The organism is Stenotrophomonas sp. NLF4-10, from assembly GCF_022359915.1.
Lineage (GTDB): Bacteria > Pseudomonadota > Gammaproteobacteria > Xanthomonadales > Xanthomonadaceae > Stenotrophomonas > Stenotrophomonas daejeonensis.
Window position 1 is genome coordinate 1,617,918 of record NZ_JAKSEE010000003.1, and the last position, 11,473, is coordinate 1,629,390.

Below are 11,473 nucleotides of genomic sequence, written 5' to 3' on the forward strand. Positions count from 1 at the left end.
CGGGCGGGTCCGGCGGCCATCAACTGTCCTCGTCGAAGCGGCGTTCGAACAGGGCGGCGACTGCGTCGAGGGCGGCGGCTTCGTCCTCGCCGTCCACGCGCACGGTGACCGGCGTGCCCTGGCCGGCGGCCAGTAGCATCACGCCCATGATGCTCTTGGCGTTGACCTCGCGGCCCTTGGCCACCAGCGTGGCATTGGCGCGGAAGCCGGACAGCAGCTGCACCAGCTTGGCGGTGGCGCGGGCGTGCAGGCCGAGGCGGTTGGATACGGTGAGTTCTCGTTCAAGCATCGTCGATGATGGCTCCATTGCGGGCGCCCGCCGCGGCGGTGGCGGGCAGTTGGTCCAGTCCCTGTTCCGGATAGTTCATTACCCGCAGCAGCATCGGCAGGCTCAGTGCCGATACCCGCCGCACCGGCGTGCCCAGCCGCGCCAGCCGCGCGGCCAGGTTGCTGGGGCTGGCGCCGTACAGGTCGGTCAGCAGCAGCACGCCGGCTTCGCCCTCCACCCGCCGCAGCGCCGCCGATGCCTGCGGCAGCAGTGCGTCGAGGTCGGCGTCGAACGGTACTTCGAAGGCTTCGGCCTTCAGCGGCAGTTGCCGCAGCAGGCGCGTGGCCACTTCCAGCAGGGAAGCGCCGACGCCGGGATGGGTCACGAGGAGAATGCCGCAGGTCATTGTCGAACGTTAGCAGGTCGGAAGGCAGAAGTAAGGCGTCGGGAGGAGGGAAACAAGGGAGCGCGCCGGTCTTTCGCGGTGCCGTTCCCGCTTCCCGTTCCCGCGCTCACCCCGGCCCGGTCATTCCTGTTCGCGGTGGAACGTCGCCACGTCCGGCCAGCCCTGCGCGCGGGCATGCCGGGCCATGCGTTCGGCCAGGTACACCGAGCGGTGCTTGCCGCCGGTGCAGCCGAAGGCGATGGTGACGTAGCTGCGCGTCTCGCTGCCCAGTTTCGGCAGCCAGGTGTCGAGCAGGTCTTCGAGCTGGGCGACGTAGCGGGCCACTTCGGGCTGGGCGTCGAGGTGCTCGCGCACTTGGCGGTCGCGGCCGGTCAGCGGACGCAGCTCCGGGTCCCAGTGCGGGTTGGGCAGCACCCGCGCGTCGAACACGAAGTCGGCCTCGGCCGGCACGCCGCGCTTGTAGGCGAAGGATTCGAACAGCAGCGACAGGTTGTTGCTGTGGCTCAGCGCGTGCTCGGTGATGATGTGGCGGCGCAGCTGGTGCACGTTGAGCCGGCTGGTGTCGATGATGGCGTCGGCTTCGCGGCGCAGCGGCGCGGTCAGTTCGCGCTCGCGGGTAATGGCCTCGGGCAGCGACAGGCCGAGGTGGCTGAGCGGGTGGCGGCGGCGGGTGTCGGCGTAGCGGGCCAGCAGGGTGTCGTCGTCGGCCTCGAAGAACAGCAGGGTGGCGTCGATGTCGTGGTTGCTGGCGGTCTGGCGCCACTGCCCGAGCTGGCTCAGGTCGCTGCGCCCGCGCACGTCGATGCCCAGCGCGATGCGCCGCGGGCTCTCCTTGCCGGGTTCGCCGAGCACCCCGCGCACGAACTCCGGCAGCAGGTTCACCGGGATGTTGTCCGAGCAGTAGTAGTCCAGGTCCTCGAAGGTCTTCAGCGCCACCGACTTGCCCGAGCCGGACAGGCCGCTGACGATGACCAGCAGCGGGTGCGGCTGCGCGTTCATGGGGTGCGCTGCTCCAGCAGGTTGCTGTGGCGGGCGATGAACATCGCCGCCGGGTCGATGCCCTTGGTGCGCAGGATGTGCAGGCGGGTGGCCGCTTCGGTAAGCACCGCCAGGTTGCGGCCGGGCATCACCGGCAGGGTGATCAGCGGCACGTCCAGGTCGAGCACGTGGCGCTTGCCGGAGTCGCCGGTCAGGCGTTCGTAGCCATAGGTGCCGGGCTCGGTCATCGGCTTGGTCAGGTGGACGATGAGCCGAAGGTACTTGTTCTTCTTTACAGCCGTGTCACCGAACATCTGGCGCACGTTGAGCACGCCCAGGCCGCGCACTTCCAGCAGGTCCTGCAGCAGTTCCGGGCAGGTGCCGTCGAGTACGTCGGGGGCGATCTGGGTGAATTCCGGGGCGTCGTCGGCGACCAGCCGGTGGCCGCGGCTGAGCAGTTCCAGCGCCAGTTCGCTCTTGCCCGAGCCGGCCTCGCCGGTGATCAGCACGCCGATGGAATAGATCTCCATGAACACGCCGTGCAGGATGATGCGCGGTGCCAGCGTGCGGGCCAGGTGGTAGGAGATGTGGTTCAGCAGTTCGTGACCGCGCCGCGGCGAGCCCCACAGCGGGGTCTGCGATTCGTCGGCGGCCGCGCGCAGGTCCTCCGGGCAGCCGTGGTTCTTGGTGACCACCAGCGCCAGCGGGCGGGCGTGGATGATGCGTTCGATCACTTCCCAGCGCTGGCGCGAATCCAGCGAGTCCAGCCAACTCAGTTCCTCGGTGCCGAGGATCTGCACCTTGTTCGGGTAGATGGTGTTGAGGTAGCCGGCCAGCGACGGGCGCCGCGCCACGGTGTCGCCGGCATCCAGCTCGCGTTCGCCGCCGGCCTGGCCCGCGATCCAGCGCAGTTCCAGCTTCTCGCGCTGCTGGTCGAACAGTTCGCGGGCGGTGATGCGGGTGTTCATGGCGCGGAGGTCCGGGGCGGGTGGTCGAGGATCCGTTTCAATGCATCGCCGTCGGCGGCCGCGCGCAGGGCGTCGCGGACGTGGGCGTCGGAAAATATTTCCGCCAGCTCCGACAGCAGCATCAGGTGCTGGTGGGTGTAATGCTCGGGCACGGCCATCGCGAACACCAGGTCCACCGGTTCGCTGCCGCCGAAATCCACCGGCCGTTGCAGCCGCAGCAGCACGCCGCGGGGGCGTTGCAGCGTCGGCGAGCGCCCGTGCGGGATGGCGATGCCGTGGCCGATGGCGGTGCTGCCGACGCTTTCGCGCTCGCGCAGGCTGTGGAACAGGGCGTCTTCGGAGGCTTCGCGGCAGGCGAGCATGCCGGCGGCGGCACGCAGGGCGCTGTCACGGTCGGCGGCCGCGAGTACCCGGGTACTCACGGCCGCCATCAGGTCGTTCAAGGGCATGGAGGGAACTGGCGGTGGCTGGTGTCAGCCATTGTCGCGCAGTGCGTGCGAAGCGTGGGGCAGGTGCTTCTCCTTGTACTTGATGACCAGCCGGTCGAGCTTGTCGGCCAGCACGTCGATGGCCGCGTACATGGTCTGGCCGCCGGCTTCGGCGTGCAGGGTCTGGCCGGGGAGGTTGGCGCTGGCGTCGACGTGGTGTTCGTTCTTCTGCAGTGACAGGGTGACCCGGACTTCGCAGTGCTGGTCGAAGTGCTTGCCCAGCCGCTGCAGCTTGGTTTCCACGTATTCCTTCAGGGCCGGGGTGACTTCCACGTCCTTGCCAAACGTCTCGATACGCATCGGGTGCCTCCTGTGGTTCGGGTTTGCGATATGAACCGCTGCCGCCCCCTGCGCACGCCTCAGGCGATGCGGACGCGTTCGTGGGAGGCGGAGATGTTCATGGCTTCACGATACTTCGCCACGGTGCGCCGCGCCACCGGTATTCCGCTGCTCTTGAGCAGGTCGGCCAGCTTGGCGTCAGACAGCGGTTTGCGCGGGTTTTCGGCGTCGATCAGGCGCCGTATCATCGATTGGATCGCGGTGCTGGAGGCCTCGCCGCCGCCATCGGTGTCGATGCCGGAGGCGAAGAACGCGCGCAGCGGCAGGGTGCCGCGCGGGGTGCGCACGTACTTGCGGGCGATGGCGCGGGAAATGGTGGATTCGTGCAGGTCCAGCTCGGCGGCGATCTCGCGCAGGGTCAGCGGCCGCAGCGCCTGTTCGCCGAATTCCAGGAAGCCGGCCTGGTGGTGCAGCAGGCTGCCCACCACCCGCAACAAGGTTTCGCCGCGCGCCTGCAGGCCCTTGAGCAGCCAGCGCGCCTCCTGCAGCTGCGTGCGCAGGTAGCTGGCGTCGGCCTCGCCGCAGCGGCGGATCAACTGCTCGTAGCCGCGGTGGATCACCACCTTCGGGCCGGCGTGGCTGGCCAGCGCCGCCTTCCAGATGCCGCGCTGGCGCCAGACCACGCAGTCGGGGACGACGTAGGTGTCGGCGGCCGGTTCGCCCAGCTGCGCGCCGGGGCGCGGGTCCAGCGAGCGCAGCAGTTGCACGGCCTGTTCGACGGCCTGCTGCGGTTGCTTCAGTTCGGTGGCGATGCCGGCGATGCCCGCGCGTGGCAGGCGTTCCAGCAGCGGGCCGGTGGCGATCCGCCGGGCCAGTGCCAGAGCGGGCGTGGTGGCGGGCAGGGCCGCCAGCTGCAGGTCCAGGCATTCGCCCAGCGTGCGCGCGCCGACGCCGACGGGGTCGAACTGCTGGATGCGGCGCAGCACCGCGAGGATCTCGTCCTCGTCGGCGACGATGTCCGGGCGCAGGGTTTCGGCGATGGCGGCCAGTGGTTCGCGCAGGTAGCCGTCCTCGTCCAGCGCGTTGACCAGCAGCATGCCGATGGCGAGGTCGCGTGCGCCGAGGTGGGACAGGTGCAACTGCCACAGCAGGTGGTCGGCGAGGGTGTCGGCCTCGGCGACGCGCTCGGCGGCGCTGCCGTCGTCGTCATCGTCGAACGAGCCGCCGTGGCCGCCGCTCCAGTCGGCGTCGGCGGGGGGCGACTCGGCCTGCGCATCGCCGTCGTCGGCTGGATCGGGGGCGGGGGCTTCGACGCCATCGGTGGCGGTTTCGCCGCCGCCGGCATCGTCGTCCCATTCCAGCAGCGGGTTGCTTTCCACCGCCTCGGCCAGTTCCTGCTCCAGCTCGGTACTGGACATCTGCAACAGGCGGATGGCCTGGCGCAGCTGGGGCGTCATGACCAGGTTCTGTCCCAGCGATGTCTGCAGCCGTGCCTTCATCCCGTTTCCCGGCAGGTGACGTGGGGCCCGCCGCGGCTCAAAGGGTGAAGCTGTCTCCGAGGTAGACGCGGCGAACGTCGGTGTTGTTCAGCAGTTCTTCCGGTGCCCCCTGCGCCAGTACGCTGCCTTCGGCGAGGATATACGCGCGGTCGCAGATTCCCAAGGTTTCGCGGACGTTGTGGTCGGTGATCAGCACGCCGATGCCGCGCTGCTTGAGGTGGGTGACGATGCGCTGGATCTCGCCGACCGAGATCGGGTCGACGCCGGCGAACGGTTCGTCGAGCAGGATCAGCCGTGGTCGTGCGGCCAGTGCGCGGGCGATCTCGCAGCGGCGGCGCTCGCCGCCGGACAGGCTGGCGCCGGCCTGTTCGGCGACGTGGCCGATCTGCAGTTCGTCCAGCAATGCCGACAGTTCGCGTTCGCGGCCGTCCGCGTCGAGGTCCTCGCGCAGTTCCAGCACCAGGCGGATGTTGTCGGCCACGCTGAGCTTGCGGAATACCGACGGCTCCTGCGGCAGGTAGCCGACGCCGAGTTTGGCGCGGGCGTACATCGGCTCACTGGTGATGTCGCGGCCATCGAGCACGATGCGGCCGGCGTCACTCTCGACCAGCCCGACGATCATGTAGAAGCAGGTGGTCTTGCCGGCACCGTTGGGGCCGAGCAGGCCGACCACCTCGCCGGCATCGAGGGTCAGGCCGAAGCTCTTGACCACCTCGCGGTTCTTGTAGCGCTTGCGCAGGCCTTCGGCGACGAGCATTACTTCTTGTCTCCCTGCGTGGCCGGGGCCTTGTTCTTGGGCTGGATCACGGTGCGCACGCGGGTGCCGTCGCCGCCGCTCTGCATGTCGCCGCTGCGGGTGTTGTAGACCATGCGCTGGCCGCTGTTGGAGCCGCGCTCGGACTCGACGTTGTAGTTGCCGGTGAGCACGATCACCTCGCTGTTGACGTTGTAGTCGAGGCTGTCGGCGCGGGCGTTCATCCAGGTGCCGTCGTCCATCTGCTGTTTGAGCGTGGCCTGCTTGCCGGTCAGAAGCACCCGCTCGGTTTCGCCGTTCTTCTGGATCACGTCGGCAGTGTCGGCGTGGATTTCCATCGTGCCCTGGACGATGACCACGTTGCCGCTGAAACGGCAGCGGCCGTCATCGGAGAAGTTGCAGTCGCTGTTGGTCGAATCGATGGTCATCGGCTGGTTGCGGTCCGAGGCCTTGCCCCACGCCAGCGCGGGAGCAAGCAGGGCGGCGAACAGCGCGAGCTTAGCGAGCTTGGCGGGCAACATTGGGTTCATAGCGGGTCTTGACCTGGGAAAGGAGGGAATACTGCCGGGTTTTCAGGTTGGCCCGGAAACCGGTGCCGGTCTGCTGCAGGCCGGGGCGGGTCATGGTCACGCGCGCGCTGGTGCGGGCCAGGTCGCGTTCGGGGAACACGTCCAGCCTGCTGGTACGGAAGGTGGTGGGTGGGGTCTTGCCGTCCCGCGGGCTGTCGCCGGCGACGTTGCCGCGCAGGCGCAACTGCTCGCCCTTGGCGCTGACCCAGCCGGTATCGGCGCGCAGCTGCCAGTGCTGACCGTCGGCGTCGGGCATCAGGAACAGCGGCCGGGTGATGGTCGAGGTCTGGTCGGCGCGGTTGCGTTCCATCGACGGCGCGCGCAGGGTGATCGATTCCTTGCCGTCCTTGTCCAGCGCGACGATTTCGAAATCGCCCAGCACGAAGTCGGTGCGGCTTTCGACGACGCTGGCCGGCGTGGCGGCGGCGCGGTGGCGCCATGCCGACCAGCCGCTGGCCAGCGCGGCCAGCAGCAGGCCGAAGCCGAGCACGATGCGCCAGTTCATCGGGCGAACCCCGCCACGGCCGCGTCGAGCTTGTCCTGCGCGGCCAGCAGCACGTCGCACAGCTCGCGCGCGGCGCCGCGGCCGCCTTCGGCGCGGGTCCGCCAGTGCACGCGTTCGGCAACCAGCGGGTGGGCGTTGGCCGGCGCCACCGCCAGCCCGACCGCGCGCAGCGGGGCGAAGTCCGGCAGGTCATCGCCCATGAAGGCCACCTGTTCCAGCCCGATGCCATGCTGTGCGCACAGGGCGCGCACGCTGGCCAGCTTGTCGCCCACGGCGATCTGGGTATCGATGCCGAGGTCGGCGCCGCGCCGCTGTGCCGACAGGCTGTTGCGCGCGGTGATCAGCACCGGGTGGATGCCGTGCTTCTGCAGCAGCTTCAGGCCCAGCCCGTCCTGCACGTAGAACGCCTTGCTCTCGTTGCCTGCATGGTCGTAGTACAGGCGGCCGTCGGTCAGGGTCCCGTCCACGTCGAAGCAGGCCAGCCGGATGCCGCCGGCGACGGCATGCAGTTCGGCGGGAAAGTGGGCGAGGGGAGACCAGGGCATCAGGCGATCCGTTGCGGTAGGGGCGGGCCGGGTGGCCCGGTACGTCAGTGTGCGGGCTTTTAAACCACTTTTGCCCGCAACAAGTCATGAATGTTCAGGGCACCGACCGCACGGCCGTCGCCATCGACCACGACCAGGCCGTTGATCTGGTGTTTTTCCAGCAGCCGCGCGGCTTCCACCGCCAACTGGTCGGCGCCGATGGTGCGCGGGTTGCGGGTCATCACCTTGGCGATGCCGGCGCTGCGCACGTCAATGTCGGTGTCCAACGCGCGGCGCAGGTCGCCGTCGGTGAACAGGCCGACCAGCCTGTCCCCGGCATCGACCACGGCGGTCATGCCCAGGCGCTTGCGGCTCATTTCCATCAGGGCGGCGCTGAGGCTGGCGTCCTCGCGCACGCGCGGCAGGTCGTCGCCGCTGTGCATCACGTCGGTGATGTGCAGCAGCAGGCGGCGGCCGAGGCTGCCGGCCGGGTGCGAGCGGGCGAAGTCGTCGGCGGTGAAGCCGCGCGCGTCCAGCAGCGCCACCGCCAGCGCGTCGCCCATCGCCAGCGAGGCGGTGGTGCTGGAGGTCGGGGCCAGCGCCAGCGGGCAGGCCTCGTGGTCCACATTCACGTCCAGGTGCACGTCGGCGGCGCGGGCCAGGCTGGACTGCGGCTTGCCGGTCATCGCGATCAGCGGGTTGCCCTGGCGCTTGAGCACTGGCAGCAGCATCAGCACCTCGTCCGACTCGCCGGAATAGGACAACGCCAGCACCACGTCGTCCTCGGTGATCATGCCCAGGTCGCCGTGGCCGGCCTCGCCCGGGTGCACGTAGAACGCCGGGGTGCCGGTGGAGGCCAGGGTGGCGGCGATCTTGCGCGCTATATGGCCGGACTTGCCCATGCCGGTAGCAACCACGCGCCCGCGCGAGCCCAGCACCAGCCGGCAGGCGGCGGCGAATTCGGCGCCGATGCGGTTGCCGACCCGTTCCAGTTCGGCGCATTCGATTTTGAATACGTGGCGACCGCTGGTGGCCAAGTCAGTATCGTCCAGCGTGTCCGGGGAAAGGGGGGAAGCAACCATGCGGGCGCCGCTCGAAGGGTAGAATGGACGTTCATTTTATTAGGAAAGCGCCTTGGACGCCGAGACCATCCAGAACCTGATCGAAGCCGGCCTGCCCGGCGCCCGCGCCGAGGTGTGGGGCGAGGACGGCGTGCACTTCGAGGCCACCGTGGTCTGCGAGGCCTTCGCCGGCAAGCTGCCGCTGGCCCGCCACCGCATGGTCTATGCCACGCTGGGCGAACTGATGGGCGGCGCGATCCACGCGCTGGCGCTGAAAACCATTACCCCGGGCGAAGCCGGCTGAGCCGGCCCCGCCCACCTACCGGCCCTTAATCCAATGGCGAAAATCGTGGTCACCGGCGGCAATGCGCTGAACGGTGAAGTCAATGTCTCCGGCGCCAAGAACGCCGTCCTGCCCATCCTCTGCGCGACCCTGCTGGCCGATGCGCCGGTGGAGATCACCAACGTGCCTCACCTGCACGACGTGATCACCACGGTGAAGCTGCTCGGCGAACTGGGGGCCAAGGTCACCATCGACCAGGGCACGCTGTCGCGCGGCAGCGCGATCGTGGTCGACCCGCGCAGCGTCAACCAGCACGTGGCGCCTTACGAGCTGGTCAAGACCATGCGCGCCTCGATCCTCGTGCTCGGCCCGCTGCTGGCCAAACATGGCGCGGCGGAAGTGTCGCTGCCCGGCGGCTGCGCCATCGGCTCGCGGCCGGTGGACCAGCACATCAAGGGCCTGCAGGCGCTGGGTGCGGAAATCAGCGTCGAGAACGGCTTCATCAAGGCCCGCGCCGAACGCCTGAAGGGCGGCCGCTTCACCTTCGACATGGTCAGCGTCACCGGCACCGAGAACGTACTGATGGCCGCGGTGCTGGCCGAGGGCACCACCGTGCTGGAAAACGCGGCGATGGAGCCGGAGGTCACCGACCTGGCGCACTGCCTGATCGCGCTGGGTGCGAAGATCGAGGGGCTGGGCACCGCGAGGCTGGTGATCGAGGGCGTCGAGCGCCTGGACGGCGGCCGCCACGCGGTGCTGCCGGACCGCATCGAGACCGGCACCTTCCTCGTCGCCGCGGCGATGACCGGCGGCCGCGTGACCCTGCGCAACGCGCGCCCGGACACGCTGGACGCGGTGCTGGCCAAGCTGGCCGAGGCCGGCGCGCGCATTGAAACCACCGAAGACAGCATTACCCTGGACATGCAGGGCAGGCGGCCGAAGGCGGTGAACCTGACCACCGCGCCGTACCCGGCGTTCCCGACCGACATGCAGGCGCAGTTCATGGCGCTGAACTGCGTGGCCGACGGCGTGGGCGTGGTCAACGAGACGATCTTCGAGAACCGTTTCATGCACGTCAACGAGCTGCTGCGGCTGGGCGCGGACATCCAGGTCGAGGGCCATACCGCCATCTGCCGTGGCGTCGAGCGCCTGAGCGGGGCGCCGGTGATGGCCACCGACCTGCGCGCCTCGGCGTCGCTGATCCTGGCCGGGTTGGTGGCCGATGGCGACACCAGCATCGACCGCATCTACCACCTCGACCGCGGCTACGAGAACATCGAGGAGAAGCTCGGTGCGCTCGGTGCGCGCATCCGGCGGGTGCCATGATCCTGCGCGGCAGGTTCACCCCGCGCCGCCGCGCGCTGCTGGTACTGGTCCTGGTGGCGCTGGGCTGGCTGGGCTGGGCGTGGTACGCCGGCATCGCCATCACCCGCGGCGTGGAGAAGGAGCAGATGGACTGGAACGGTGATGGCCAAGTCAGCGGCGACGAGTTCTTCCAGGCCTTCTACGCGGTGAAGGTGGTGGACACGCAGGAAGGCAACCGCCACTGCCGCAGCTTCATCTGGCGCGGCACCGGCGAGGAATTCCGCCGCGACTGCAGGACTGTGTTCAAGGTCGACGAAGCCGCGCCGTAGATGCGCGGCTCGCCCCGCATGCGGCTGGGTAGGTCGGGGTTACACCCCCGATGCTTTGTGCGTGTCGCCGTCGGGGGCGTAGCCCCGACCTGCGCCACCGTGGGAGCGGGTTCACCCGTGATTGCTTTTGAGGTTTACGCGCCCAGCCGACGTGCGTGAGTGCGCTCCCAACGTGGGCCGGGCAGGGCCGCGTGGCATGTGGCCTTCTCCGGTGCGGCCGGGTAGGTCGGGACTACATCCCCGACGCTGTTGCTGCCGCAAACGCATGACGCCCCTTGCGGGGCGTCAGTGCTGTTCCATTGCGGGGGACTGGCTTGCTTACTTGCGCGTCATCTGCGCGTTGCGTTGGCCGGTGGCGGCCGACTTCTCGCCGGCGAACGGGTTGAGCTTGCGGATCATCCACGGGTACTTCGGCCAGTCGCCGCGCAGCCACGGGTGGTCGGGCTGGTTCAGTTCCAGCACGCGGCGGGCGTCGTCGGCCAGGGTCTTGTTGCCCAGGTGGGTGTAGGACTCGCCCAGCGCGGCCACCGCGTCGTTCTGGAACGCGCTCTGCGGGTAGGTTTCCAGCAGGTAGGTGGCGCGGCCGGCGGCCGAGATCCAGGCGCCGCGACGCATGTAGTACAGGGCGTTGTCCATCTCGTACTGGGCGAACACGTCGCGCAGTTCGATCATGCGCTGGCGCGCGTCGGCGGCGTAGCGGCTGTTCGGGTAGCGCTCGGTGACGATGTTGAAGTCGGCATAGGCCTGGCGCGGGGCGGACAGGTCGCGGCGGCTGGAGTCCAGCGACCACACCCGGCGCAGGAACACGGTGTCGCTGTTGCCGTTGGCCAGCCCGCGCAGGTAGTACAGGTAGGCGATGTTGCGGTGGGTCGGGTAGGTGCGGATGAAGCGGTCGATGCTGGACACCGCGTCGTCGTTCTTGCCGGCCTTGTACTGGGCGTAGGCGCTTTCGATCATCGCCTGCTCGGTGTACGGGCCGTACGGGTACTGCGCGATCAGGCGCCTGAAGCTGTTCTCGGCGCCGGACCAGTTGCCGCCTTCCATCAGCTTGTGGCCCTTTTCGAAGAGCGTTTCGACCGGCATGCCCTCGTCCGCGTTCTTCTTGCTGCCGCGGTGGCAGCCGCTGGCGGCGAAAACCAGGACCAGCAGCAGGGCGGTGATGCGGACGGGCGTGGACAACGGCAAGGAGCGTCGGATCATGGGTCGGGGCGGGACGCGGCAGGAATACGAAGGGGCGATGATAGCCTAGTGGCCTGT

At 69.1% G+C, this 11,473-nt stretch carries 16 protein-coding genes; 3 read left to right on the forward strand and 13 right to left on the reverse strand.

The genetic code is table 11. From position 1 onward, the window contains the following. Nucleotides 1–19 precede the first annotated feature (19 nt). The 12 genes from MIC98_RS07675 to MIC98_RS07730 all read right to left on the reverse strand — a co-directional run bounded on the left by MIC98_RS07675 (nt 20) and on the right by MIC98_RS07730 (nt 8,320). On the reverse strand, nt 20–289 hold the full coding sequence (locus MIC98_RS07675) for an HPr family phosphocarrier protein (protein WP_057639341.1): 270 nt from the start codon (nt 287–289) through the stop codon (nt 20–22). Further along, a complete protein-coding gene (locus MIC98_RS07680) occupies nt 282–674 on the reverse strand; it encodes a PTS fructose IIA subunit family protein (RefSeq protein WP_057639342.1) in 393 nt (130 codons plus the stop codon). Before MIC98_RS07680 ends, MIC98_RS07675 begins: the two co-directional genes overlap by 8 nt. Before the next feature lie 120 nt (nt 675–794). Next, entirely contained in the window at nt 795–1,673 is an 879-nt protein-coding gene (rapZ, locus tag MIC98_RS07685) for an RNase adapter RapZ (RefSeq protein WP_057639343.1), read from the reverse strand. Next, a complete protein-coding gene (gene hprK, locus MIC98_RS07690) occupies nt 1,670–2,620 on the reverse strand; it encodes an HPr(Ser) kinase/phosphatase (RefSeq protein ID WP_057639344.1) in 951 nt (316 codons plus the stop codon). The genes rapZ and hprK overlap by 4 nt, the downstream gene beginning before the upstream one ends. Further along, nucleotides 2,617–3,069: a PTS sugar transporter subunit IIA gene (locus tag MIC98_RS07695; RefSeq protein WP_239736717.1), complete on the reverse strand. Its 453-nt coding sequence runs from the start codon at nt 3,067–3,069 to the stop codon at nt 2,617–2,619. The genes hprK and MIC98_RS07695 overlap by 4 nt, the downstream gene beginning before the upstream one ends. 24 nt (nt 3,070–3,093) lie before the next feature. Next, entirely contained in the window at nt 3,094–3,408 is a 315-nt protein-coding gene (gene raiA, locus MIC98_RS07700; protein ID WP_057639346.1) for a ribosome-associated translation inhibitor RaiA, read from the reverse strand. Nucleotides 3,409–3,467: 59 nt separating this feature from the next. Then, nucleotides 3,468–4,886 carry an RNA polymerase factor sigma-54 gene (locus tag MIC98_RS07705; RefSeq protein ID WP_239736718.1) on the reverse strand — a complete coding sequence of 473 codons (1,419 nt, stop codon included), beginning with the start codon at nt 4,884–4,886 and terminating at the stop codon, nt 3,468–3,470. A 37-nt stretch (nt 4,887–4,923) separates the two neighbouring features. Next, on the reverse strand, nt 4,924–5,643 hold the full coding sequence (lptB, locus tag MIC98_RS07710; protein WP_239736719.1) for an LPS export ABC transporter ATP-binding protein: 720 nt from the start codon (nt 5,641–5,643) through the stop codon (nt 4,924–4,926). Then, nucleotides 5,643–6,170, reverse strand: coding sequence for a lipopolysaccharide transport periplasmic protein LptA (gene lptA / locus MIC98_RS07715; RefSeq protein ID WP_152979457.1), 528 nt, complete (start codon nt 6,168–6,170; stop codon nt 5,643–5,645). Before lptA ends, lptB begins: the two co-directional genes overlap by 1 nt. Further along, nucleotides 6,139–6,714, reverse strand: a complete 576-nt coding sequence (lptC, locus tag MIC98_RS07720; protein ID WP_239736720.1) for an LPS export ABC transporter periplasmic protein LptC — start codon at nt 6,712–6,714, stop codon at nt 6,139–6,141. Before lptC ends, lptA begins: the two co-directional genes overlap by 32 nt. Next, complete coding sequence (locus tag MIC98_RS07725; RefSeq protein ID WP_239736721.1) at nt 6,711–7,259, reverse strand: HAD hydrolase family protein; 549 nt, start codon at nt 7,257–7,259, stop codon at nt 6,711–6,713. Before MIC98_RS07725 ends, lptC begins: the two co-directional genes overlap by 4 nt. A 59-nt stretch (nt 7,260–7,318) precedes the next feature. Then, on the reverse strand, nt 7,319–8,320 hold the full coding sequence (locus MIC98_RS07730; protein WP_239736722.1) for a KpsF/GutQ family sugar-phosphate isomerase: 1,002 nt from the start codon (nt 8,318–8,320) through the stop codon (nt 7,319–7,321). Between the two features lie 52 nt (nt 8,321–8,372). Here MIC98_RS07730 and MIC98_RS07735 point away from each other — a divergent pair, with 52 nt between their 5' ends. The 3 genes from MIC98_RS07735 to MIC98_RS07745 are packed head-to-tail and all read left to right on the forward strand — an operon-like array spanning nt 8,373 to nt 10,216. Then, entirely contained in the window at nt 8,373–8,603 is a 231-nt protein-coding gene (locus tag MIC98_RS07735; protein WP_057639352.1) for a BolA/IbaG family iron-sulfur metabolism protein, read from the forward strand. A gap of 33 nt (nt 8,604–8,636) precedes the next feature. After that, nucleotides 8,637–9,908, forward strand: a complete 1,272-nt coding sequence (gene murA / locus MIC98_RS07740) for a UDP-N-acetylglucosamine 1-carboxyvinyltransferase (protein ID WP_057639353.1) — start codon at nt 8,637–8,639, stop codon at nt 9,906–9,908. Beyond that, entirely contained in the window at nt 9,905–10,216 is a 312-nt protein-coding gene (locus MIC98_RS07745) for an EF-hand domain-containing protein (RefSeq protein WP_239736723.1), read from the forward strand. Before murA ends, MIC98_RS07745 begins: the two co-directional genes overlap by 4 nt. A gap of 318 nt (nt 10,217–10,534) precedes the next feature. Here the strand turns inward: MIC98_RS07745 and MIC98_RS07750 are convergent, their stop codons facing one another. After that, nucleotides 10,535–11,416 (reverse strand): outer membrane protein assembly factor BamD, encoded by an 882-nt coding sequence (locus tag MIC98_RS07750; RefSeq protein ID WP_239736724.1) that lies wholly within the window; start codon nt 11,414–11,416, stop codon nt 10,535–10,537. Nucleotides 11,417–11,473 lie beyond the last annotated feature (57 nt).

Coding starts and splice junctions, on each gene's coding strand:
- MIC98_RS07705 (WP_239736718.1), bottom strand. CDS start 4,886: ATGAAGGCACGGCTGCAGACATCGCTGGGACAGAACCTGGTCATGACG.
- raiA (WP_057639346.1), bottom strand. CDS start 3,408: ATGCGTATCGAGACGTTTGGCAAGGACGTGGAAGTCACCCCGGCCCTG.
- MIC98_RS07750 (WP_239736724.1), bottom strand. CDS start 11,416: ATGATCCGACGCTCCTTGCCGTTGTCCACGCCCGTCCGCATCACCGCC.
- lptA (WP_152979457.1), bottom strand. CDS start 6,170: ATGAACCCAATGTTGCCCGCCAAGCTCGCTAAGCTCGCGCTGTTCGCC.
- MIC98_RS07725 (WP_239736721.1), bottom strand. CDS start 7,259: ATGCCCTGGTCTCCCCTCGCCCACTTTCCCGCCGAACTGCATGCCGTC.
- MIC98_RS07675 (WP_057639341.1), bottom strand. CDS start 289: ATGCTTGAACGAGAACTCACCGTATCCAACCGCCTCGGCCTGCACGCC.
- rapZ (WP_057639343.1), bottom strand. CDS start 1,673: ATGAACGCGCAGCCGCACCCGCTGCTGGTCATCGTCAGCGGCCTGTCC.
- MIC98_RS07695 (WP_239736717.1), bottom strand. CDS start 3,069: ATGCCCTTGAACGACCTGATGGCGGCCGTGAGTACCCGGGTACTCGCG.
- MIC98_RS07745 (WP_239736723.1), top strand. CDS start 9,905: ATGATCCTGCGCGGCAGGTTCACCCCGCGCCGCCGCGCGCTGCTGGTA.
- MIC98_RS07730 (WP_239736722.1), bottom strand. CDS start 8,320: ATGGTTGCTTCCCCCCTTTCCCCGGACACGCTGGACGATACTGACTTG.
- lptB (WP_239736719.1), bottom strand. CDS start 5,643: ATGCTCGTCGCCGAAGGCCTGCGCAAGCGCTACAAGAACCGCGAGGTG.
- lptC (WP_239736720.1), bottom strand. CDS start 6,714: ATGAACTGGCGCATCGTGCTCGGCTTCGGCCTGCTGCTGGCCGCGCTG.
- murA (WP_057639353.1), top strand. CDS start 8,637: ATGGCGAAAATCGTGGTCACCGGCGGCAATGCGCTGAACGGTGAAGTC.
- MIC98_RS07680 (WP_057639342.1), bottom strand. CDS start 674: ATGACCTGCGGCATTCTCCTCGTGACCCATCCCGGCGTCGGCGCTTCC.
- hprK (WP_057639344.1), bottom strand. CDS start 2,620: ATGAACACCCGCATCACCGCCCGCGAACTGTTCGACCAGCAGCGCGAG.